The sequence below is a fragment of the Conyzicola sp. genome (genome assembly GCF_046714715.1).
Taxonomy (GTDB): domain Bacteria; phylum Actinomycetota; class Actinomycetes; order Actinomycetales; family Microbacteriaceae; genus Conyzicola.
This window is the reverse complement of the sequence record NZ_JBKKAD010000129.1, coordinates 1-22,332: the sequence shown is the minus strand read 5'-3', so window position 1 is coordinate 22,332 and position 22,332 is coordinate 1. Positions and strand designations below refer to the sequence as shown.

Here is a 22,332-nt window from a genome sequence, read left to right as displayed (position 1 = left end):
CCGAGCGACCACGTGCCGGTGCTGGTCGAGCTCGACGACGTGCTCGGCGACGACGACGATCGGCCGATGATCTTCTAACGCCTCGCTCGACAGGACGCGGGCCGCCCGACCCGCGAATTCCTCCTGTTGAGCGTGCGTCAGCGCCGGTTCTTCCTGTCGGCGTCAGTCGCCACCGCCACCGCCACCACCGCCCCCGTCGCCACCCCCACCCCCACCGCCCTCGCCGTGGCCGTGGCCACCGTGGTGCTGCCCTCCGCCGTCGCCGAAAACGAACGGCGTTCCCCCGGCCGCACCAGCGTCACCGCCCGCGCCGCCGCCGCCGCGCTGATAGCTCGCGAGTGAGAACCGCAGGAGGTCGACGAGTCCGCCGACAACCAGCCCGATCCACACCACGTGCCAGCCGGCATTCATCGGGCCCGCGACGACTATTCCCACGACGAGCCCGACGATGAGGGTCCACGGCACGAACCGTCTCTTATCCATAGCGCCACGCTAGCCCCGCGACGCCCCTTCATGTAAGAGATGCTCGAATCTGTACTCCAGCAGCTCACGCAGCACGATCGACGTCGCCGTGCGGTTGATGCCCCGGCAGCCCTTGATGCGCTTGGTGATGTCGTAGACGTGGTCGGCGTCGCGCGCCACGATCTGGATCATCAGGTCGTTCTCGCCGGCGAGCCCGACGCACTCGATCACCTCGGCGATTCCCGCCATGTCGGCCATCATCTGGTCGAACTGGTCCTGGTCGACCTCGGCGGTCACGAGCGCCCGCATCGGATACCCCAGCGCCGCGGGCGACAGGCGCACCGAGTTCTTGCGCAGAACGCCCTCGCGCCCCATGCGGTCGAGGCGGGCGTGCACGGTTCCCCGCGCGAGGCCGAGGGTCAGAGCAAGCAGTTGAACGGATGCTCGTGGATCGTCGTCGAGGGCGGCGAGAATCCTGCGGTCGGTTGCGTCCAGAGCGGTCATGCTGGCCAGTGTATGCCGGTACCCGGGCGTTGGGTTGAACAGATCGTTCAGTAACTCCGCGAACTCTTGTCGCTCACGACGGATGATGCTGAAATGGGCCTCAATACCGCCCGCTCGCGCACATCCACAGAATCGATCGACGATGACCGCAGTTCTCCCCGTCCGCACCGCCACCACGGCTCCCCTCGCCTTCGACCACGAGACCGTCGTCGCCGCGACCGGCACCCGCTCGGGCCTGTCTATGGTGGTCGCGGTGCACAGCACTACCCTCGGCCCCGCGCTGGGCGGCTGCCGGCTGTGGTCGTACGACTCCTGGGCCGACGGGCTCGCCGACGCGCTGCGCCTCTCGCGCGGCATGACGAGCAAGAACGCACTCGCCGGGCTCGACGCGGGCGGCGGCAAGTCGGTCATCATGCTGCCCGCCGGCACGGTGCTCGAGGGCGACGCGCGGCGCGACGCCTTCCTCGACCTGGGCGACCTGGTCGAGTCGCTCGGCGGCAGCTACCGCACCGCCGAAGACGTGGCCACCACCTCGGCCGACATGGCGATCATCGCCGAGCGCACCGCGCACGTGGTCGGCCTGCCGACCGAGACCGGCGGCCACGGCGACCCCGCCGAGTACACCGCCCGCGGCGTCTACGCCGGACTGCGCGAGACCCTGCGCCGCACCACCGGAAGCGCGTCGGTCGACGGCCGCCGCATCACCGTCGCCGGCCTCGGCCAGGTCGGATCCCGCCTCGCCAGCCGGCTCGCGCACGAGGGCGCCGTGCTCACCGTCACCGACTTCAACCCGGCGCGCGCCCAGTTCGCCGCCGAGCTCGGCGCCACCTGGGTCGCGCCCGACGAGGCGCACCGCGTGCCGGCCGACGTGTTCGTGCCCGCCGGCGTCGGCGGCATGCTGTCGCCCGCCGTCATCGCCGAGCTCGCGGCGACCGCCGTGTGCGGCCCGGCCAACAACCAGCTCGCCGAGAACGACGGCGACGCGCAGCTGCGGGCACGCGGCATCCTGTACGCGCCCGACTATCTCGTGAACGCGGGCGGCGTCATCCGGCTCGGCGACGAGCGGTCGACCGACGACGAGGTGTTCGCACGCATCGACGCGATCGAGCGCACCCTGGGCGAGGTGTTCGACGAGTCCGAGCGCAACGGCGTCACCTCGGTCGAGGCCGCCGACCGGCTCGTGGCGGAACGCCTGCGTTAGGTCGCGGGTTAAGTCGGGCGATCTCCGAAAAGGAGATAGTCTCCTCTTAGAGAAAAACGGAGAGGTTCCCCGTTTTATATAAGGGAGGTGACTGCAATGCCCGAGATCGCGACGAGCGGGGTTCGTGCCCCGCGGGCCGACGCCCGACGCAATAGGCACCACATCCTCGACATCGCCGAGCAGCATTTCTCGCAACACGGGGTCAGCGGGTCGCTCGACGCGATCGCGAAACAAGCCGGCGTCGGCGCGGGCACCCTGTACCGGCACTTCCCGAACAGGGAAGCGTTGCTCGCCGAGTTGCTCACCGCGCGCGACGAGACGCTCGTGGCCCGACGGGACGACCTCCGAAACGGCTCGGCGAACGCCGCAGAAGCGCTCGACGGCTGGCTGGCGGCGCTGACCGAATGGGCAAGCGCCTTCGATGGTCTGCCCGGACCGCTGCGTTCTGCGATGACGGACAGCCGGTCGCCCTTGGCCGTCACCTGCCAGGGATTCATCACGACGACCGATGAGTTCCTTCGCGCCGCTCAGAACGAAGGTCGCGCGCGCAACGAGGTCAGGGGCCGCGACCTCTTCCTTTCCACACTCGCCAGCAGCTGGGTGCGCGGTGCGGCTCTGGCTGACGACGAGTCGGCCGCCGCGCTGATGGCTCTCACCAGAAACGGTTGGGAGTTGACCAAACATGAATGACCACGATCACCAGGAGAACACCATGAAGCGCATCGGAATCATCGGCAGCGGAGCCATCGGAACAGCGATCGCTCGGCTGGCACTCGCCGCCGACTACGACGTCTTGATCGCAAACTCACGGGGACCGGAGTCGCTCAGCGACCTCATCGACGAACTCGGCCCCAACGCACAGGCCGGCGACGTGCGCGCTGCAGCGGACTTCGGCGACATCCCGGTTCTCGCCGTACCGTTGACCGCCTACCCAGACCTGCCCCACGACGCATTCGCCGGCAAGATAATTCTCTCGACCGGCAACTACTACCCCTACCGGGAAGGTCGCATCGCGCAGCTGGACTCTCTCGAGAGCACGACCGCGGAGTACGAACAGGCGCTCCTTCCGAACACCGTGATCGTCAAGGCGTTCAACAACATCGTCGCGCACCACATCCCGAACCTCGCCGATTCCGCACCCCGCACCGCGCTGTTGATAGCCGGGGACGACCTCGAGGCGAAGGCCCGCGTCTCCACCCTCGTGGACGCGCTCGGTTTTGACACGGTCGACGGCGGCACTCTCGCCGACTCGTGGCGCTTCGAACCTGAATCCGGTGCCTACACGCGGATCTACGCCGCCAGCACGGAAGGGTTCGCAGCCGACTACCTCGCCGACCCCGGAGCCCCCGTGCCGGCTGGCCGTCTACGCGAAATACTCGCCGCCTCGCATCGCCCGGATGTCGCGGCGCGGCAATTCTGACGCGTTCCGATCAGCGGCGCGGGCTACTTCTTCGCGAGCGGGTTCGTCGCCTTGCCGTCGAGCCAGAGCTCGGATGACTCGTCGCTGTGCGCGCCGTCCGTGCCGACATGCTTCTCGCTGATCGTGGCGCCGTTCTTGATCACGTGCACCAGTGCCATCGCGTGCCCGCGCCCGAGACCGTAGTCGTCCTTCAGCCAGTCGATGATCGGGCCGGCCTTCACCGGCGCTGCGTCGAGGCCGCGCTCCGACGCGATCGCGACCAGCTGCCTGGGGGTGAGACCGCTCTTGTCCTCGATCGTGTCGAGATAGGCCTGGAATGACATGCGGGTCTCCCGTCTGCGGATGGTGGCCCCAATGTACCGCTGCGGTGTCGGGGTCAGTCAAGTCCCTGGGTCGACGGAACACCGGCAATACTGGAACCATGACGACTCCCCCGTTCTCCCCGCTGATCACGCTCGCCGACGGCCGCCGGATTCCGCAGCTGGGTCTCGGGGTCTACAAGGTCGAGGATGACACGGCCGCCCGCATCGTCGAGGGCGCCATCGATGCCGGCTACCGCCACGTCGACACCGCAAAGTTGTACTTCAACGAGGCGGGCGTGGGCGCCGGCGTGCGCGCCTCGGGCATCCCGCGCGAGCAACTCTTCGTGACGACCAAGGTGTGGAACGACGACCACGGCTACGACGAGACCCTGCGCGCCTTCGACGCCAGCCTCGCCCTACTCGGCATGGACTACGTCGACCTCTACCTGATCCACTGGCCGGCGCCGAAGCAGAACAGGTACCTCGACACGTGGCGCGCGCTGGAGACGCTGAAGCGCGACGGCCGCGCCCGCTCCATCGGGGTGAGCAACTTCACGACCGCGCACCTCGAGAACCTGCTCGCCCACTCGGTCGAGACGCCGGTGATCAACCAGGTCGAGATCCAGCCGTGGCTGCAGCAGCGCGGGCTGCGCGAATTCGACGCCCGGCACGGCATCGTCACCGAGTCGTGGTCGCCGCTGGCCCGCGGCCGCGTGCTCGGCGACCCGACGCTCGAGGCCATCGGCGAGAAGCACGGAAAATCGAGCGCGCAGGTGGTTCTGCGCTGGCACGTTCAGCAGGGGCTGGTCGTGATCCCGAAGTCGAACTCGATCGAGCGCATCCGCGAGAACTCGCGGGTCTTCGATTTCGTGTTGGATGACACGGACCTCGCCGCCATCGCGGCGCTCGAGACCGGCGAACGCACCGGCTCGAACCCCGACGACGTCGGCTGAGGGAACGGGCCACCCGCAGGTGGCCCGGCCCCGCGATCAGGTCAGAACGAGAGCAGGCTGCCGCCGACGGCCCACCACGCGGCCGCACCGAGCAGGAACGAGCCGATACCGACGCCGACGAGGCGGCCGATCTCGCGGTTGCGGGCGTCGAGGGTGCGGCGGCCGGTAGCGATCGCCCCGGCACGGGCCTCGCGTTCCTCGCGCGCCGCGAGTCGAGCCGCGGCATCCGCGTCTTCTGTCGGCACTTCGACCGGCTCGGCCGGTACCGAACCCACCGGGGTTTCCGGCTCGATGTACGGGAGAACATTGAGCTTCACGTGCTTGGTGATGCGCTCGACGCTCTGCAGGGCGCTTTCCGAACCGAAACGCCCGGGGCGGCTGTAGACGAACATCCAGGTGTCGATGAGCTCGACATCGCAGCCGTCGGTGGTCTCGCTGAGCAGGGTCAAGAACTCGGGCGTGAAGATCTCGAGGGCCTCGCGCTCGTGGCCGCCGTGGCTGTAGAGCGTGAACGGGCCCTCGAAGTGGTCGTCGATGGAGAGCTTCTGGCGGCTCTGCAGCGCGATGCCAGCGGAGCGCAACACGTCGACGCCCTCGCCGAGCAGAACGGCGTTGGGCACCTTGCGGGCGAGCGGGATGGCCACGAACGACGAGGAGACGCTGCGCGAGTCCTGTTCGTCGATCTTGTAGCGGCCGTTCACGCTGCCGGCGAAGAACGGGGTCGACGCCTGGAGCGCGCTCACGAGAGAGGTCGCCACGACACTGTCGCCGGTGCGGAACAGCAGACCGCGCAACAGCGGGCCGCGGATGTGGGATTGGTACGAGTAGCCACGGGCTACCGCGGCCGCCTTCCAGGCTGCCAACTCATCAGTCGCGCTAACGGACATCACTCACCTGCACAACTGGGGGACGCATGGAATCGAACACATGGCAACTTTAGCCAATTCTCTGATAGTTGCTCGCGCAAAAAGGGGTACAGCTGGTGTCGACCGGTCGGCAGAACACCGTTTTTTGTTACAAACATTCGCTAAGCAGCAGTTCTGCCGTCAATACTAGGGTGCCGCCGACCCCGATGGCGACAGCCCCCGCATACCGACACGCCGCGACTACTTGAGCAGCAGGGCCACGAGAACGAGCACCGGCACCGAGCCCACCGTTGTGATGAGCACCGTGTCGCGCGCGAGGGTGACCCCGCGGTCGTACCGCTGCGCGTAGACGAACACGTTCTGGGCCGTCGGCAGCCCGGCCAGCACGACCGCGGCGAACAGCTGGTCGTGGTCGAGACCGAAGACGAAGCGGCCGAAGACCCAGGCGATCACCGGCATCAGAGCCAGCTTGATGCCTGACGCCAACAGGATGTCGCGGCGCCCCGACCCCGGCGCCAGCAGCTTCTGCCCGTGCAGCGACATACCGAAACCGATGAGCACGAGCGGCACGGCGGCGGCCCCCACGATGCGGAACGGCTCCATGACCGCGGCGGGCAGCTCCACCCCGGTGGCGGAGACGAGCACGCCGAGGGCCGACCCGATGATGACCGGGTTGGTCAGCGGGGTCATGATTACGCGCCGCAGCGAGGTCTTGCCGCTCGTCGTGATGTCGAGGATGGTGAGTGTGATCGGCGTCAGCACGAGCAGTTGCAACAGGATGACCGGCGCCGAGAGGGCGGTGTCGCCGAGCACGTAGAACGCCACGGGAATACCGATGTTGTTCGCGTTGACATAGCCGGATGACACGGAGCCGATGACCGCCTCGGGGAGCTTCCGGCGGAACACCAGCAGGGCGATGCCGGCGAACAACAGGCACGAGAGCACCGCGGAGATCGCCGATACCGCGAGCATCGACGAGAACAGCTGGTGCACGTCGGCGTCGGCGAGCACGGTGAAGAGCAGCGCAGGCGAGAGCACGAAGAACACCATGCGGCTGATCACGAACGGCGCGTGGTCGCCGAGCACGCCGGCGCGACCGACGACGTATCCGATGAGGATCACGGCGCCGATAATGGCGAACCCGACCAATACCCCCGACACCCGTCAAGTATCCCGCACAACCTCCGCCGGCCACTTCCCGAGCCGATTTCGGCCCAATGAGGCGACCGCGGCCGCGTCATCCGGCCGGAACCGCGTCATCTGCGGGCCGCACAGGGCGGCGCGGGAGTTAGTTGAGCGAGCGGTAGTAGACGCGCTCGGAATGCTCGAAGTGCTCGGTGGCGTAGCTGAGCGTCACACGTGACATCCGTTTCGCGTTCGTCTCTATGAAGCCGACCAGAAGATCGCGGTCCACCTTCTTGCCGACCTCGCGCAGCATCCAGCCCACGGCCTTCTGGATCAGGTCGTGCGGGTCTTCCAGCAGCACCTCCGCCACCTCGAGCGTCGTCGAGGCGTCTCCGCGCCTGATGAAGGCGAACGTCGACAGCATCGCGATGCGGCGCTGCCAGACGATGCCGCTCTTGGCGAGGCGGGCCAGCTGGTCGCGCGGCCTGTCGAACAGGTACTCGCCCAGGATGTACTCGGCAGACGAGTCGACGAGATCCCAGTTGTTGATGCGGCCGCGGCGCATGGCCGAGAGGTAGAACTCGACGAGGCGTTCCCGCTCGCCCTCGTCTCCGGCCTTGCTCGCGGCCCGGAACTGCGCGACCATCACCGCGAGGGCTGCGAACCGGTGCTCATGCACGGCACTGTCGAGCAGCTCGTTGAGGTCGGCCGGCGAGAGGTCGTCGAACCGCTTGGCGATCTGGCGCACCTCGGGCACGCGCACCCCGATGAACACGTCGCCGGCGCCGTACTGGCCCTTGCCGGTCTTGAAGAAGCGCCGCAGTTCGCGGGCCTGATCGGGGCTGGCTACCGCGGCGAGCGCGTCTTCGAGTTCTCGCGCGCTGGACATCCCCCGAGTGTAGGCGCACGCCGCGACACCCGCGGGATGACGGATTCCTGCGTCAGAACCGGGCTCCGGTGCAACTTTCCCGCGTGAGACACAAACAACCGCGATACATCCGTCGATAGGCTCGATCGAGGCGCCGCATCCGTGCGCCCACACCACTCGCTCACGCGGATCGGAGGTTCACCCATGTCCCACACCACGATGTCAGAAGCAATCGTCGGAGAACCCGAGGTCGTCGAGGACTTCCCGCTCGCCGAGAGCGCCGCGTGGCTGAACATCAAGGCCGCGGCATCCGCCCTTCAGGCTCTGCAAATTCAGGATGGCAGCGTTCCCGAGGCGGCCGACCACCCGGCGGCCCTCGGCTTCGCCGAGACGATCGCGCGCGAGGTCCTGAATTTCCGACAGGCGCTGCCGCACGACGCCGCCTACCTCGAGGCGGTCTCGGCCGACTTCGAGCGCTGGGCGGCCGAGGGCTTCGGCGTGCCCGACTTCCTCGACTCGCTGCAGGCCTTCCAGCCGCAGCTCGATCGGGTCGACGGACTGCGCCACCTCGTCGTCTTCCCGATGTACACGCAGAACGGGTCGACCAGCCGCCTCGTCGAGGCCGTGCTGATCGAGGTGATCTGGCCCGAGTTCGTCGCCGAGCTCGAGGCGGGCGACTACTCGAACAGGCTGTTCGTGCCCGTGCGCTTCATCGACTTCACCGCCGGTTACGACACCAACTCGGCCGTGCTCTTCCCCGAGAGCGTCGCCATGCGCGAGGTGCCGACCTTCACGTGGGGTGCCATCTTCGCCGACCGCGAGGCCGCCAGGTTCCGTCGGGTCGTGCGCGCGGCATCCGACATCACGAAGCTCGAACTTCCGGATGACGCGTTGCGGCTGCTCGACGACCAGACGTTGACCGAGCAGACGTTCGTCATGTGGGATCTCATCCACGACCGCACCCACATGCGCGGCGACCTGCCGTTCGACCCGTTCATGATCAAGCAGCGCATGCCGTATTTCCTCTACTCCCTGGAGGAGCTGCGGTGCGACCTGACGGCGTTCCGCGAGGCCGTGCGCGTCGAGCGCTCGGAGGACACGACCGACGTGGCCCGCGACCGCGCGAAGCTCGTGCAGTACGCGGTGATCTTCGACCGCATCTTCCGGTTCGCGATCACCGGCAGCCGGGTGCGCAACTACGACGGGCTCGGCGGGCAGCTGCTGTTCGCGTGGATGCACCAGCACCACGTTCTGCACTGGACCGACACCGCCCTCACGATCGACTGGGACGACGTGCCCGATGTCGTCATCGCGCTCTCCGACGAGATCAACGACCTGTACTGGAAGAGCATCGACCGCCCGAAGACGGCGCACTGGCTCGCGGCCTACGATCTGGTGTCGACAACGCTCACGCCGCACCCGGCCTCCCGCTGGGCCGTGCGCGACCTGCCGCTCGACGGGCCCCCGCGCGGGCTCACCGACGCGGTCATGGACGACGAGTTTCCCCTGTCGATGTTCTACGAGGCCCTGGCCAAGAAGATGGCGGCCGTCATCGAGTCGACGGCGGGCATCACGGCCGACGCCTAGCCCGCCGCTGCCGCGTACCAAATGCAGGAGAAATCACGTCGAGTCACGGGCTGACGCCGATGCGCGGCCCGTCCCGCTGAAATCTCCTGCATTTGGTACGCCGGCACGCCGCTCCCCCTCGCGACGGATGCCGCGCGCCGCCGCCGTCGGTAGCGTTGACCCGTGACCGACGACTGGCTGAGACCCCGACCGGGGCCCGAAGGCTTCCGGCGCGACGCGATCGGCGCCGCGCTGCTCTTCGTCGCCACCACTGTCAGCGCCCTGCTCTACACGCGCTCGGGTCTCTACCTCGACCTCGAGGCCGACCCGACGTTGCACCCCGCCCCGATGTGGCTCAGCGCGATCATGATCGCCGCCCTCACCGTGCCCCTCGCCTGGCGCCGCCGCTACCCCGAGGTCGTCGCGGTCGCGGTGTCGGTCGCGTTCTTCCTCACCCCGACCTTCCGCGTACCCGAGATGCTCTTCGCGAACATCTCCCTGTTCATCGCCATCTACACGGTGGGCGCATGGAGCCGCCACCGGCGCGCGGCCACCATCACCCGCATCCTGATCATCATCGGCATGTTCGTCTGGATCGGCGTGCAGCTGCTGCTCACCGTCGACGACCCCGACACCCTTCCCGGCTTCTCCCGCTCGGGCGTGTTCAGCGCGTTCGCCTCGTGGGCCCTGATCAACGTGCTCACGAACCTGCTCTACTTCGGCGGCGCCTACTACTTCGGGTCCACGGCCTTCCGCAGCGCCCGCGAGCGCGCCGAACTCGAGGACCGCACCGCCGAGCTCGCCGCCGAACGCGAACGCAGCGCCCAGCAGGCCGTCGCGCTCGACCGGGTGCGCATCGCCCGCGAGCTGCACGACGTCGTCGCCCACCACGTCTCCGTCATGGGCGTGCAGGCCGGCGCGGCCCGGCGGGTCATCCGGACCGACCCGGCCCAGGCATCCGAATCTCTCGCGACCATCGAGTCGAGCGCCCGCAGCGCCGTCGACGAACTGCACCGCCTGCTCACGACGCTTCGCGAGAGCGATTCGGATGACGCGAGCCGCAGCTCGTCGACGCGGGGCCTCGACCAGCTCGGCGACCTCGTCGAGGAGTGCAGCGCGGCCGGCGTGCCTGCCACCCTGCAGATCGTCGGCGAACCACGGCCCGTAACCTCCCTGGTCGGTTTCACCCTCTACCGGGTGACCCAGGAGGCCCTCACCAACGTGCGCAAGCACGCAGGCCCGCGGGCGACGGCCGACGTGCGGCTGCGCTACCTCGAGTCCGGCGTCGAGCTCGAGGTGACCGACACCGGGCAGGGCACCGGCCTGCGTTCCGCGGGACCCGGGCACGGACACGTCGGCATGCGCGAACGGGTCGCGGCGGTCGGCGGCCAGCTCGAGGTCGGCCCCCGCGCGCGCGGCGGTTTCCTCGTGCGCGCCCGCATCGTGCAGGTCACCTCGTGACGCGGGTGTTGCTGGTCGACGACCAGGAGCTCGTGCGCGCCGGCTTCCGCATCATCCTGAACAGCGAACCGGGCATCGAGGTCGTGGGCGAGGCCGCCAACGGCGCCGACGGCGTGCGGCTCGCGCGGGAGCTGGACCCCGACGTCATCTGCATGGACGTGCAGATGCCCGAAATGGACGGCCTCGAGGCCACGCGGCTCATCGTCGCCGACCCGTCGGTGACCAGCCGGGTGCTGATGCTCACCACCTTCGACCGCGACGACTACCTGTTCGCCGCCCTGAGCGCCGGTGCCAGCGGCTTCCTGCTGAAGACCGCGAGCCCCGAGAACCTCGTCGAGGCGGTGCAGGTGCTCGCCCGCGGAGACGCGCTGCTCTCGCCGACCGTCACCCGGCGCGTCATCGAGCGTTTCGGGCGCGGCGACCTGCCGGTCCCCGAGCGCGCCGTCGTGACCGACCTGACCGAGCGGGAGACCGAGGTGCTCGCGCAGATCGCCCTCGGGCGCTCGAACGCCGAGATCGCGGCCGAGCTGTTCGTCGGCGAGGCGACCGTGAAGACGCACGTGTCGAACGTGCTCGCGAAACTCGGCGTGCGCGACCGCATCCAGGCCGTCGTGTTCGCGTACGAGAACGGCATCGCCGTGCGCGGCGGGGCGGTTCCCCCGCGCGGATGAGAGCATAAACCCGCCGCCAGACGGATGACCCGGGGCCGGTCCTCCCCGTAACTTGAGTAATAACCCAAGGAGGTATCCATGCTCGAACTGCACTCCATCAACCGGTCGTTCGGCGAGCGCCGCGTGCTGCGCGACGTCTCGTTCACGGTGGCCGGCGGCCGCATGACCGGTTTCGTCGGCGGCAACGGCGCCGGCAAGACCACGACCATGCGCGTCATCCTCGGCGTGCTGGCCGCGGATTCCGGAAACGTCACCCTCGACGGCGCTCCGCTCACCGCCGAGCAGCGCACACGGTTCGGCTACATGCCCGAGGAACGCGGCCTCTACCCCAAGATGAAGGTCGCCGAGCAGATCGTCTACCTCGGCCGGCTGCACGGCATGAGCCCGGCGCAGGCGAAGGGCAACACCGAGAGCCTGCTCGAGCGCCTCGGTCTTGGCGAGCGCATGGACGACACCGTCGAGAGCCTCTCCCTCGGCAACCAGCAGCGGGCACAGATCGCTGCCGCCCTCGTGCACGACCCCGAGGTGCTGGTGCTCGACGAGCCGTTCTCGGGCCTCGACCCGATCGCCGTCGAGGTCGTGCTGAACGTGCTGAAAGACTTCGCCGCCACCGGGGCGCCCGTCATCTTCTCGTCGCACCAGCTCGACATCGTCGAACGGCTCTGCGACGACCTCGTCGTCATCGCCGACGGCGAGATCCGGGCGAGCGGTTCGCGCGAGGGCCTGCGGGCCCAGCACACCCTCCCGCGCTTCGAACTGCAGGTCGGCGGAGACGTCGGCTGGCTGCGCGACGAACCGGGAGTCACCGTGCTCGACTTCGCGGGCGGCTACGCGCTCTTCGACGTCGACTCCGACGCCACCGCGCAGCGCGTGCTGCAGCGCGCCGTCGCCACCTCCACCGTGGAACGCTTCGCCCCCCAACTCCCCTCGCTTTCCCAGATCTTCAAGGAGGTCATCCAGTGAGCACCTATTCCAGTCCCGCCGCACTCCCCGCCATCTGGCTCGTCGCCGAGCGCGAGATCCGCATGCGCCTGCGCAGCAAGGCGTTCCTGGTCTCCACGGGCATCCTGATGCTCGTCGTGCTCGGCTCGGTCATCGCCGGCGGCATCTTCGGTGCCAACCAGGAGCTGCCCAAGGTCGCGGCCGTCGGGTCGGCCGTGGCCAAGGCCGAAGAGACGAAAGCCCTCGACGTGACCGAGGTGGCCGACGTCAACGAGGCGGAGGTCCTGGTGCGCGACGGTTCGGTGGATGCCGCGATCGTGCCGTCAGAGGGAGCGGTGGGGCTCACCGTCATCGGGCTCGACGAGGCGCCGTCGGGCATCGTGTCGCTGCTCAGCGTCGCGCCCCAGGTGCAGCTGCTCGAGCCGAGCGATCAGAACTCCGGCATCGTGTATCTCGTCGCTCTCGCCTTCGGCATCATCTTCTTCTCGTCGGCCCTGACCTTCGGACAGCTGATCGCGCAGAGCGTCGTCGAAGAGAAGCAGACCCGCATCGTCGAGATCCTCATGGCGACCGTGCCGGTGCGCGTGCTGCTCGCCGGCAAGGTAGTGGGCAACAGCCTGCTCGCCATCGGCCAGATTGTGATCATCGCCCTGTTGGCGGGCGTGGGTTTGCTCGCGACCGGTCAGGGCATCCTGCTCGCCGAGGTCGGACCCTCGATCATCTGGTTCCTGGTCTTCTTCGTGATCGGGTTCGTGATGCTGGCGGCCATGTTCGCGGCCGCCGGCGCGCTCGTCTCCCGACAGGAGGACATGGGCACGGCGATCACCCCGATCACGATGCTGATCATGATCCCGTACTTCCTGGTGATCTTCTTCTACGACAACCCGCTCGTGCTGGCGATCATGTCGTATGTGCCGTTCTCCGCTCCGATCGGCATGCCGCTGCGGGTGTTCCTCGGAATCGCCGAGTGGTGGGAGCCGCTGCTCTCGCTCGTGATCCTCATTGCCTCGACGCTCGCGATCATCGCGGTCGGCTCGCGCATCTACGAGAACGGCCTGCTGCGCATGGGCGCTCCGGTGAAACTGAAGGACGCGCTGAAGGCCTAGCGCGCTGCTGGTTGAGTAGGTCGCGCAGCGACCGTATCGAAACCCTCTCGCGCGAGGGTCTCGATACGCGCCGCAGACGGCGCTACTCAACCAGCGGGTGCGTTAACGAGACAATGGAGCCGTGACCCAACTCCATGACACCTCCTCCCGCGGCTTCGCTTCCGACAACTACGCGGGGATCCACCCCGAGGTGCTGGCGGCCATCGCCGCGGCAAACGGCGGCCACCAGGTGGCCTACGGCGAAGACGTCTACACCGCCGAGCTGCAGCGGGTCATGAAGTCGCACTTCGGCGAGCAGGCCGAGACTTTCCCGGTGTTCAACGGCACCGGCGCGAACGTCACGGCCCTCACGTCGTTGCTTCCCCGGTGGGGCGCCGTGGTGAGCGCGAAGACGGCGCACATCAACACCGACGAGGGCGGGGCGCCCGAGAGGGTCAGCGGCCTCAAGCTGCTCACCGTCGAGGTTCCCGACGGCAAGCTCACCCCCGAGCTGATCGACCTCGAGGCGTGGGGCTGGGGAGACGAGCACCGCGCACAGCCGCTCGCCGTGAGTATCACCAACACCACCGAGCTCGGCACGCTCTACTCGGTCGACGAGATCCGGGCGATCAGCGACCACGCGCACTCGCTCGGCATGAAGGTGCACCTCGACGGCGCGCGCATCTCGAACGCCGCGGCGGCGCTCGGCGTTCCCCTGCGCGAGTTCACGACCGACGCCGGCGTCGACATCCTCAGCTTCGGGGGGACCAAGAACGGCCTGCTCTACGGTGAGGCCATCGTGGTACTGAACCCCGAGGCATCCGAGGGTCTCACCTACCTGCGCAAACTGAACATGCAGCTCGCCTCGAAGATGCGTTTCGTGTCGGCCCAGCTGATCGCGCTGCTCGCCGACGACCTCTACCTGCGCTCCGCGGGGCACGCCAACGCGATGGCCGCGCGCCTGCGGTCGGCCCTCGAGGCCGAGATCGCGGCCGGCCGCATCACCGGTTTGAGCTTCAGCCAGGCGACCGACGCCAACGCGGTCTTCGCGGTGCTGCCGGCGGGCGTGGCAGACACGCTGCGCGCGTCGTTCCGTTTCTACGACTGGGATGCCGCGGCGAACGAGGTGCGCTGGATGGCGTCGTTCGACACCACCGAGCAAGACATCGACACGTTCGTCGCTGCGATCAGCCGGGAACTCGCGGTCTGACCGCGGGTCTCGGGGCGCACGCGACCAAAGGCTGACTCGCGCCCCGTCGAAAGGACGATGCGTCGGGGGCGCGGATGCCGTTGACTGATACCGGAAAGGGGGCTCGCATGCGCGCACGACTCCGCCGGCTCGGTATGCCGGCTCTTCAGGCGGTTCTCTTCTTCGTGATCTGGTCGGTGACGGTCGCGCTGGCACTGCAGTTCGGGTGGTACCCCTACAACGTCGGCAACTACGTGGCCGTCGGCGCAATCGCGGCCCTCGCCATCCTCGTCTGCCGGGAATTCCCGCTCGCGGGGTTGATCGCGATCGGCGTGATCACCATCTTCCCGCCGTGGTACTTCGACCAGCCCGAGATCCGCATGATCCCGCTCGTGCTCGCGGGCTATTTCGCCACGGCGCGCGGCGTCAACCTGTTCGTCGCCGCACCGCTGACCGCCTTCTTCGCCCTGTACACGATCGTGCCGTCGCTCACCTACAGCTGGCTCAACGGCGACCTGAGCCTCGTCTTCCCCTTCGCCATCTACGACCTCACCGACCCGTCGACGCGCATCCTGTCGGGCGTGGTCGTTCTGTCGGCGTTGCTCGTCGGCACGTTCGCCCACAGGCAGTCCACCACCGCGGCGAAGCTGCACGAGCGCAACGAAGAGCTGCAGGCGCTGCGCAACGCCGACATCGAGCGCATCGCCTCGCAGGAACGCACACGCATCGCCCGTGACATCCACGATGTCGTGGCGCACCACGTGAGCGCCATGGTGATCAACGCGCAGGCGGCGGAGCACGTGGCCGACGCCCACCCCGAGAAGCTGCGCCCGGCGGTGCGCTCGGTCATCAAGAACGGGCAGGAGGCGCTGACGGCAATGAGGCGGGCGGTGAAGGTGCTGCGCGCCGACGGACCGTTCGAAGCCGCGGCCCTGCCGTTCGAGGCAGCGATGGACGAGATCGTCGCGCGGGTGCGCGACACCGGCCTCACGGTCACCGCCACGATCTCCGCGGCCGCACGGCTCAGCCCGGCCGCCGAGACGGCGCTGCTGCACATCACGCAGGAGGCGCTGACGAACGTGATGATCCACTCCGACGCCAACGACGTGAAGGTGACGCTCGCCCCCTACGCCGGATCGGTCGAACTCACCGTGTGCGACAACGGCAGCGGAGGGGGCGCTGACGCCATCGTCGGCCGCCGGCTGTTGGGAGTCGGCGACGGCGGCTCCGGCATCCACGGCATGCGCGAACGCGCCGAGGCCCTCGAGGGCACCCTCGAATCGGCGCGGATCGAGCACGGCTGGCGCACGGTCGCCCGCCTGCCGCAGTCGGCAATGGCAGACTCGGCTTCGTGACCACCGACATCCTGGGCCCCTCGACGCGCGTACTGGTGGTCGACGACCAGCAGATCGTGCGCGCCGGGCTGCGCACCATGCTCGACAGCGAGGCCGACATCTCGGTCGTCGACGAGGCCGCCGACGGCGAAGAAGCCGTCGCGAAGGCCGCCCACCTGCGGCCCGATGTCGTTCTCATGGACGTTCGGATGCCGCGGCTCAACGGTGTCGAAGCGACCAGGCGCATTCTGGCCGCGGGCACGGCGAAGGCCGTCGTGATCATCACGACGTTCGACGACGAGGAGTACCTGCTCGACAGCATCCGCGCGGGCGCCAGCGGGTTTCTGCTCAAGGACGCCGGCGGCGACCTGCTCGCCACCTCGGTGCGGGCGGCGATGCGCGGCGACTCGCTCATCGACCCCGGTATGACGCGGTCGCTGCTCGAGCACCGGCTGCGCGCGCAACCCGCCGCGCCGGCCGACACCAGCGTCGGGCGCGACCTGCTCGCCGCCCTGAGCGACCGCGAGCAGGAGGTGCTCGCCGCGGTGGCTCGCGGCTTGAGCAACGCGGCCATCGCGGCCGAACTGTTCCTGAGCGAGGCGACGGTGAAGACGCACCTCAGCAACATCCTGGTCAAGACGCAGACGCAGAGCCGGGTGCAGGCCGCGGTGTTCGCCTACGAGACCGGCTTCGTGCGGCCGGGCTGGCTCGGCCAGGCCTAGACCAACCCTGCTGGTTGAGTAGCGCCGTCTACGGCGCGTATCGAAACCCAGCCGAGCGACGATCTCGCGGGGGTTTCGATACGGTCGCCGAGCGACCTACTCAGCCGACTATTGCGCGACCTTGCTGACGCTGAGGCCCTCGCCGTCGGCCGCGACGTCGACCTGCACGGTGTCGCCGTCGCGGATGTCGCCCGCGAGCAGCGACCGCGCGAGCTTGTCGTCGATCTGGTGCTGCATCAGGCGGCGCAGCGGGCGGGCGCCGTAGCTCGGGTCGTACCCGCGCTCGGCGAGCCACAACCGCGCGTTCGGGGTGACGGCGAGGTCGAGGCGGCGGTCGCCGAGACGGCGGCCGAGACGGTCGACGTAGAGCTCCACGATCTGCGCGAGCTCGATCTCCGACAGCGGCGAGAAGATGACGATGTCGTCGAGCCGGTTGAGGAACTCGGGCTTGAACGACTGGCGCACCAGCGCGTTCACGGCCTGCTCCTTCGTCTCCCAGTCGAGGGTCTGGTCGACGAGGTACTGGCTGCCGAGGTTGCTCGTCAGGATCAGGATCACGTTGCGGAAGTCGACGGTGCGGCCCTGCCCGTCGGTGAGCCGGCCGTCGTCGAGCACCTGCAGCAGCAGGTCGAAGACCTCGGGGTGGGCCTTCTCGACCTCGTCGAGCAGGATCACCGAGTACGGGCGGCGACGAACGGCCTCGGTCAGCTGACCGCCCTGCTCGTAGCCGATGTAGCCGGGAGGGGCGCCGACGAGACGGGAGACGGAGAACTTCTCGCCGTACTCGCTCATGTCGATGCGCACGAGGGCCTTCTCGTCGTCGAAGAGGTACTCGGCGAGGGCCTTCGCCAGCTCCGTCTTTCCCACGCCCGTCGGGCCGAGGAACATGAACGTGCCGGTGGGCCGGTCGGGGTCGGAGACTCCGGCACGGGTGCGCCGCACGGCCTCGCTGACCGCGCGCACGGCATCCTTCTGCCCGATGAGGCGCTTGCCGAGCTCGCCCTCGAGGCCGAGCAGCCGCTCGGTCTCGCCCTGCAGCAGCTTGCCGACGGGTACGCCGGTCCAGGCGGCGATGACTTCGGCGATGTCTTCCGCAGTCACCTGCTCGCTCACCATGCGCGGGCCGCCCTCTTCGGCGCTCTCCGCCTCGGCCAGGGCCCGCTTCACCTCGGGGATCTCGCCGTACAGCAGCCGCGAGGCACGCTCGAGGTTGCCCTCGCGCTGGGCCCGGTCCGACTCGGTCTCGAGGTTGTCGAGGCGCTTCTTGAGCTCGCCGACGCGGTTGATCGACGCCCGCTCGGTCTCCCAGCGCGCCTGCAGGCCCTTCAGGGTCCGCTCGCGCTCGCGCAGGTCTGACCGCAGCTTCTCGAGTCGGGCCTTCGACGCGTCATCCTTCTCGCGCTTGAGGGCGAGTTCCTCCAGCTTGAGGCGGTCGACGCTGCGGCGCAACTCGTCGATCTCCACCGGCGAGGAGTCGATCTCCATGCGCAGACGGGAGGCCGCCTCGTCGATGAGGTCGATCGCCTTGTCGGGCAGTTTGCGGCCGGAGATGTAGCGGTGCGAGAGCGCGGCGGCCGCGACGAGCGCGCCGTCTTCGATGGTGATCTGGTGGTGCGCCTCGTACCGGCCGCGCAGCCCGCGCAGGATCGCGATGGTGTCTTCGACGCTCGGCTCGCCGACGAACACCTGCTGGAACCGGCGCTCGAGCGCCGCGTCCTTCTCGATGTACTGGCGGTACTCGTCGAGGGTGGTCGCGCCGATGAGGCGCAGCTCGCCGCGGGCGAGCATGGGCTTGAGCATGTTGGATGCCGCGACCGAACCCTCGCCCCCGCCGGCGCCCATCAGCGTGTGCAGCTCGTCGATGAACGTGATGACCTCGCCGTCGGCGGCGTTGATCTCGGCCAAAACGGCCTTGAGGCGCTCCTCGAACTCGCCGCGGTACTTGGCGCCGGCCACGAGGGCCGCGAGGTCGAGCGACACGAGCCGCTTGCCCTTCAGGGAGTCGGCGACGTCGCCGGCCACGATGCGCTGCGCCAGCCCCTCGACGACGGCGGTCTTGCCGACGCCGGGCTCGCCGATCAGCACGGGGTTGTTCTTGGTGCGCCGCGTGAGCACCTGGCTCACCCGGCGGATCTCGGCGTCGCGCCCGATGACCGGGTCGAGCTTGCCGCTGCGGGCAATGGCGGTGAGATCGACCCCGTATCGCTGCAGAGCGGTCTTCTGGTCTTCGTCGGTGCCGGGTGCACCTTGGAGGTTTGCCATGATTGCTGCGCTTTCGTTCAGTTCTCGGTGAGCGGCTTCTCGGCTAGGGTGACCGTGAATTTATCGTTGCGGCTGATGGGCGTGGTCGGACCGACCATGCGGCCCATCTCGGCGCGGTAGGCGAGATGGGTGTTGTACACGGCCCAGAGCTGGCCGCCGGGCTTGAGCACCCGGTAGACGTCGCCGAGCAGGTTGATCGCCGCGCCCGCGTGTACGGCACCGCCGATGTGGAACGGCGGGTTCACCACGATCACGTCGGCGCTCTCGTCGGGCTGCGTCGAGAGCCCGTCGTCGCGCACCACGGTCACCCGGTTCTCGAGGCCGTTCGCTTTTATGGTCGCGGTGGCGGATGCGACGGCCGCGGCCGACTGGTCCGTCGCGATAACGGCGAGGTCGGGTCGCTTCTTCGCGAGCGTCGCGGCGAGAATGCCGGTTCCGGCGCCCAGGTCGATCGCGGTCTGGGCGGACGGGTCGATCTGGTCGAGTACCGCGAGCAGGGCGCGCGTGCCGATGTCGACCTTGGTGCCGGCGAAAACCGAGCCCGTGGCCACCACGTGCAGGTCGAGGTCGGCGTGGTACTGGGTGCGAGGGGCCGTGTCCTCGGCGAGGGCGAGGGGGCCGCGGGCGATGAGGCCGCGCGACTTCTGCTGCGCGCGGGTCACGTCGACCCGCTCGAAGTACTTCGCGAACACCTCGTTCATGGCGAGGGTCATGTGCTTGATCCGGCCGGCCGAGAAGACGACGACCGAGGGGTCGGCGTGCCGGGCGATCGCGGAGGCGATGTCGGCGAGCTCTTCGAGGGAACGCGGCAGCTGAAGCAGCACCACCGTCGCCCCCTCGAGCAGCGACGCGTCGAGTGGGCGGTTCTCGTAGACGTCGCCCAGGTTCTCTTCGCGGGCGTTGAAGCCGAGCGCGAGTTCGCCCGAGAGGGCGTCCTGGTGCACGCGGATGCCGGTGAGCCCGTGGGCGTGTGCGGCGCCGAGCGTGAGGGCGCCGTAGTCGTCGCCGATCACGGTCACCTGGCCGGGCGTCGCGGCGGCGAGCGCTTCGGCCGCCTCCGCGAGGATGAGCTTGTCGCTCGGGTCGTAGGCGAAGAGGTTGGGTGCCTCCACGTCGGGGAATCGGCGCAGGGCGTCGAAATCGAAGTCGTTCGTCATGTCGTTCACGGTCTCCACACCACTAGTTCGTTGGCGCGGTGCGCTCGGGTTCCCGGCCGCAGCGACACGACGTCGCCGGCGGCACCGGCGGCGAAGACGCGGCGGCCCGAGCGGTTGAGCAGCTCCTCGGCGAGGGCGTGCTCGAGTTCTTGCACGCGGCTGGACAGCGCCACGACCTGGTTCTCCAACTGCAGGATTCGGCGGATGCCCTCGAGGTTGAGACCTTCCGCGCTCAGCGCCGCGATCTCCCGCAGCTGCACGATGTCGCGCATGGAGTACCGGCGGGACTTGCCCGCCGTCCGCCTCGGGCTCACGAGCCCGAGGCGGTCGTACTGCCGCAACGTCTGCGGATGCATCGCGGCGAGCTCTGCCGCCACGGCGATCGCGAAGACGGGCGAGTTCTCGTCGACCATCAGCCGCGCGCTTTCGCTATCAGCTCGGTGCGCGGGTTCTCGGCGGGCATCGCGTCGGCGAACGCTTCCAGCAGGCTGCGCGCGTCACCGCTGAGGTGGCTCGGCACCGCGACCTGCACGGTAGCGAGTAGGTCGCCCGAGCCCTTCGCGGTCGTGACGCCGCGACCCTTGACGCGCAGCACGCGCCCGCTCGGCGTTCCCGGCGCGACCTTGAGGCGCACCGGATCGCCGCCGAGCGTCGGCACCTCGATCGTCGCGCCGAGGGTCGCCTCGACGAAGGTCACCGGAACGTCGACGCGCAGGTTGAGCCCGTCGCGTTCGAACACCGGATGCGGACGAACCGTCACCGTGAGAACGAGATCTCCCGGGGCACCGCCGTCGGGGCTGGCCTCGCCCTTTCCCTTCAGCCGGATCTTCTGCCCGTCGCTCACACCGGCCGGCACCTTGACGTTGATCGAGGGACCGTCGGCCGGCTGCAGCTTGATCGTCTCTCCGCGGATGGCGGTGAGGAAGTCGAGCGTCGTGGTGGCGCTGAAGTCGCGGCCCCGGGTGGGACCGCCCGCTCCGCGGAAGCCGCCGGTCGACGAGCCGAAGCCCGTGTCCTGGCCGCCGAACATGCCGCCGAGCAGGTCTTCGAAGCTCGTGCCCTGGGCGCTCTGACGGCGACCGCCGCCGCCGGCACCCTGGCCGAACATTCCGCCGAAGACGTCCTCGAACCCGCCGTTCGCGCCGGGCTGCCGGGGCGCAGTGAACCGCGCCCCGGAGCCCATTGCTCGGATCTGGTCGTACTCTTTGCGCGTCTCGGGGTCAGAGAGAACCGAATTGGCCTCGCTGATCTCCTTGAACTTCGCCTCTGCCTTGGCATCCCCCGGGTTGGAGTCCGGGTGATACTGACGGGCCAGCTTGCGATAGTGCTTCTTCAGATCGGCCTGCGAGATGTCTTTCGCCACCCCGAGGGTCTTGTAGAAGTCCTTATCGAACCAGTCCTGACTTGCCACGGTGATCCGCCTACTCTGGGACGGATACCGCGACCTTGGCGGCGCGGATGAGGCGCTCGCCCAGGGCATAGCCGGGCTCGATAACGTCGGCGACGGTCTGCGCGGTGGCACCCGGCGTGGGCAGCTGCACCACGGCTTCGTGGAAGTGCGGGTCGAAGACCTCGTCCTTCTCGCCGACCGAGCGCAGTCCATAACGCTCGAACGCGGCGTGCAGCTTCGCGGCAACGAGCTCGAGGGGGCTGCCGACGAGGTCACCGTGCTTCTCGGCACGGGTCAGGTCGTCGAGGGCGGGCAGCAGCGAGCGGATGACCTCGGCGATGACCGATTCACGGTTGGCGACGCGGTCGCGCTCGACGCGGGTGCGGAAGTTCACGAGCTCCGCCTGGGCACGCAGCATGTCGCTGCGCATCTCGGAGACGAGGTCGACGGCCGCGAGGTCGAGCAGTGCGGCGTCTTCCTCGCTCAGGGTCTCGGTTTCCACCGTGACATCCTCGGCTACCAGCTCTTCTTCCGCAGCGGGAGCGACGGTTTCTTCTTCGGACGACTCCGGGGAGCCGGAGGCCTTGGAGGCCTCCGGCTTCTCGTTGTCGTCCCGCTTCTTCTTATCGGGAGACATGTGGGGTCTTCCTACTTCTTGGTCTCGGGCTCGTCTTCGACAACCTCAGCGTCGACGATGTCTTCGTCGCTGTTCGTCGGAGTCGGCTCTTCGGGCGTCTCGTCGGCGCCGGGGGTGGCGCCGGCGGTCTCGCTCTGCGAGTAGAGGGCCTCGCCGATCTTGGACTGGCTCGCGGCGAGGGTGTCGAAGGCGGTCTTCACGGCCGCCTCGTCGTC

At 68.7% G+C, this 22,332-nt stretch carries 23 protein-coding genes and 1 pseudogene; 12 read left to right on the top strand and 12 right to left on the bottom strand.

Annotation, left to right across the window (positions count from 1 at the left end; genetic code table 11):
* Positions 1-162: 162 nt before the first annotated feature.
* Complete coding sequence (locus ACLQ6X_RS09735; protein ID WP_411699971.1) at positions 163-483, bottom strand: hypothetical protein; 321 nt, start codon at positions 481-483, stop codon at positions 163-165.
* A 9-nt stretch (positions 484-492) separates the two neighbouring features.
* Entirely contained in the window at positions 493-966 is a 474-nt protein-coding gene (locus tag ACLQ6X_RS09730; RefSeq protein ID WP_411699970.1) for an Lrp/AsnC family transcriptional regulator, read from the bottom strand.
* A 142-nt stretch (positions 967-1,108) separates the two neighbouring features.
* Here ACLQ6X_RS09730 and ACLQ6X_RS09725 point away from each other — a divergent pair, with 142 nt between their 5' ends.
* The 3 genes from ACLQ6X_RS09725 to ACLQ6X_RS09715 all read left to right on the top strand — a co-directional run bounded on the left by ACLQ6X_RS09725 (position 1,109) and on the right by ACLQ6X_RS09715 (position 3,587).
* Positions 1,109-2,167 carry a Glu/Leu/Phe/Val dehydrogenase dimerization domain-containing protein gene (locus tag ACLQ6X_RS09725; protein ID WP_411699969.1) on the top strand — a complete coding sequence of 353 codons (1,059 nt, stop codon included), beginning with the start codon at positions 1,109-1,111 and terminating at the stop codon, positions 2,165-2,167.
* Between the two features lie 96 nt (positions 2,168-2,263).
* Complete coding sequence (locus ACLQ6X_RS09720; RefSeq protein WP_411699968.1) at positions 2,264-2,857, top strand: TetR/AcrR family transcriptional regulator; 594 nt, start codon at positions 2,264-2,266, stop codon at positions 2,855-2,857.
* Positions 2,850-3,587: an NADPH-dependent F420 reductase gene (locus tag ACLQ6X_RS09715; RefSeq protein ID WP_411699967.1), complete on the top strand. Its 738-nt coding sequence runs from the start codon at positions 2,850-2,852 to the stop codon at positions 3,585-3,587. Before ACLQ6X_RS09720 ends, ACLQ6X_RS09715 begins: the two co-directional genes overlap by 8 nt.
* A gap of 23 nt (positions 3,588-3,610) precedes the next feature.
* Here the strand turns inward: ACLQ6X_RS09715 and ACLQ6X_RS09710 are convergent, their stop codons facing one another.
* Complete coding sequence (locus ACLQ6X_RS09710) at positions 3,611-3,910, bottom strand: DUF4287 domain-containing protein (RefSeq protein ID WP_411699966.1); 300 nt, start codon at positions 3,908-3,910, stop codon at positions 3,611-3,613.
* A 98-nt stretch (positions 3,911-4,008) separates the two neighbouring features.
* Between ACLQ6X_RS09710 and ACLQ6X_RS09705 the strand changes: the two genes are divergently transcribed.
* On the top strand, positions 4,009-4,842 hold the full coding sequence (locus ACLQ6X_RS09705) for an aldo/keto reductase (protein WP_411699965.1): 834 nt from the start codon (positions 4,009-4,011) through the stop codon (positions 4,840-4,842).
* A gap of 41 nt (positions 4,843-4,883) precedes the next feature.
* On the opposite strand, the gene ACLQ6X_RS09700 is transcribed toward ACLQ6X_RS09705, so the two are convergent.
* The 3 genes from ACLQ6X_RS09700 to ACLQ6X_RS09690 form a co-directional block, all read right to left on the bottom strand.
* Complete coding sequence (locus ACLQ6X_RS09700; RefSeq protein ID WP_411699964.1) at positions 4,884-5,705, bottom strand: hypothetical protein; 822 nt, start codon at positions 5,703-5,705, stop codon at positions 4,884-4,886.
* 243 nt (positions 5,706-5,948) lie between these two features.
* Positions 5,949-6,869, bottom strand: coding sequence for an AEC family transporter (locus tag ACLQ6X_RS09695; RefSeq protein WP_411699963.1), 921 nt, complete (start codon positions 6,867-6,869; stop codon positions 5,949-5,951).
* Between the two features lie 127 nt (positions 6,870-6,996).
* Complete coding sequence (locus tag ACLQ6X_RS09690; RefSeq protein WP_411699962.1) at positions 6,997-7,722, bottom strand: DNA alkylation repair protein; 726 nt, start codon at positions 7,720-7,722, stop codon at positions 6,997-6,999.
* Positions 7,723-7,905: 183 nt separating this feature from the next.
* Here ACLQ6X_RS09690 and ACLQ6X_RS09685 point away from each other — a divergent pair, with 183 nt between their 5' ends.
* The 8 genes from ACLQ6X_RS09685 to ACLQ6X_RS09650 all read left to right on the top strand — a co-directional run bounded on the left by ACLQ6X_RS09685 (position 7,906) and on the right by ACLQ6X_RS09650 (position 16,671).
* On the top strand, positions 7,906-9,288 hold the full coding sequence (locus tag ACLQ6X_RS09685) for a DUF6421 family protein (RefSeq protein WP_411699961.1): 1,383 nt from the start codon (positions 7,906-7,908) through the stop codon (positions 9,286-9,288).
* Positions 9,289-9,450: 162 nt separating this feature from the next.
* Entirely contained in the window at positions 9,451-10,728 is a 1,278-nt protein-coding gene (locus ACLQ6X_RS09680) for a sensor histidine kinase (protein ID WP_411699960.1), read from the top strand.
* Positions 10,725-11,399, top strand: a complete 675-nt coding sequence (locus ACLQ6X_RS09675) for a response regulator (RefSeq protein WP_411699959.1) — start codon at positions 10,725-10,727, stop codon at positions 11,397-11,399. Before ACLQ6X_RS09680 ends, ACLQ6X_RS09675 begins: the two co-directional genes overlap by 4 nt.
* Positions 11,400-11,477: 78 nt before the next feature.
* Positions 11,478-12,362, top strand: coding sequence for an ABC transporter ATP-binding protein (locus ACLQ6X_RS09670; RefSeq protein ID WP_411699958.1), 885 nt, complete (start codon positions 11,478-11,480; stop codon positions 12,360-12,362).
* Complete coding sequence (locus ACLQ6X_RS09665; protein ID WP_411699957.1) at positions 12,359-13,447, top strand: ABC transporter permease; 1,089 nt, start codon at positions 12,359-12,361, stop codon at positions 13,445-13,447. The genes ACLQ6X_RS09670 and ACLQ6X_RS09665 overlap by 4 nt, the downstream gene beginning before the upstream one ends.
* A gap of 121 nt (positions 13,448-13,568) precedes the next feature.
* Positions 13,569-14,636 carry a threonine aldolase family protein gene (locus tag ACLQ6X_RS09660; protein ID WP_411699956.1) on the top strand — a complete coding sequence of 356 codons (1,068 nt, stop codon included), beginning with the start codon at positions 13,569-13,571 and terminating at the stop codon, positions 14,634-14,636.
* A 107-nt stretch (positions 14,637-14,743) separates the two neighbouring features.
* Entirely contained in the window at positions 14,744-15,970 is a 1,227-nt protein-coding gene (locus ACLQ6X_RS09655) for a sensor histidine kinase (RefSeq protein ID WP_411699955.1), read from the top strand.
* Positions 15,967-16,671: a response regulator gene (locus ACLQ6X_RS09650; RefSeq protein ID WP_411699954.1), complete on the top strand. Its 705-nt coding sequence runs from the start codon at positions 15,967-15,969 to the stop codon at positions 16,669-16,671. The genes ACLQ6X_RS09655 and ACLQ6X_RS09650 overlap by 4 nt, the downstream gene beginning before the upstream one ends.
* Positions 16,672-16,779: 108 nt before the next feature.
* Here the strand turns inward: ACLQ6X_RS09650 and ACLQ6X_RS09645 are convergent, their stop codons facing one another.
* From ACLQ6X_RS09645 to dnaK, 6 genes and pseudogenes are all read right to left on the bottom strand, one after another.
* Positions 16,780-18,933, bottom strand: a complete 2,154-nt coding sequence (locus tag ACLQ6X_RS09645; RefSeq protein ID WP_411699953.1) for an ATP-dependent Clp protease ATP-binding subunit — start codon at positions 18,931-18,933, stop codon at positions 16,780-16,782.
* Positions 18,934-18,950: 17 nt separating this feature from the next.
* A complete protein-coding gene (locus tag ACLQ6X_RS09640) occupies positions 18,951-20,090 on the bottom strand; it encodes a class I SAM-dependent methyltransferase (protein WP_411699952.1) in 1,140 nt (379 codons plus the stop codon).
* A 5-nt stretch (positions 20,091-20,095) separates the two neighbouring features.
* Entirely contained in the window at positions 20,096-20,503 is a 408-nt protein-coding gene (locus tag ACLQ6X_RS09635) for a heat shock protein transcriptional repressor HspR (RefSeq protein ID WP_411699951.1), read from the bottom strand.
* On the bottom strand, positions 20,503-21,501 hold the full coding sequence (locus ACLQ6X_RS09630; RefSeq protein ID WP_411699950.1) for a DnaJ C-terminal domain-containing protein: 999 nt from the start codon (positions 21,499-21,501) through the stop codon (positions 20,503-20,505). Before ACLQ6X_RS09630 ends, ACLQ6X_RS09635 begins: the two co-directional genes overlap by 1 nt.
* Positions 21,502-21,511: 10 nt before the next feature.
* On the bottom strand, positions 21,512-22,117 hold the full coding sequence (locus ACLQ6X_RS09625; RefSeq protein ID WP_411699949.1) for a nucleotide exchange factor GrpE: 606 nt from the start codon (positions 22,115-22,117) through the stop codon (positions 21,512-21,514).
* An 11-nt stretch (positions 22,118-22,128) separates the two neighbouring features.
* Positions 22,129-22,332, bottom strand: a pseudogene (gene dnaK, locus ACLQ6X_RS09620) (molecular chaperone DnaK); the annotation flags it as partial.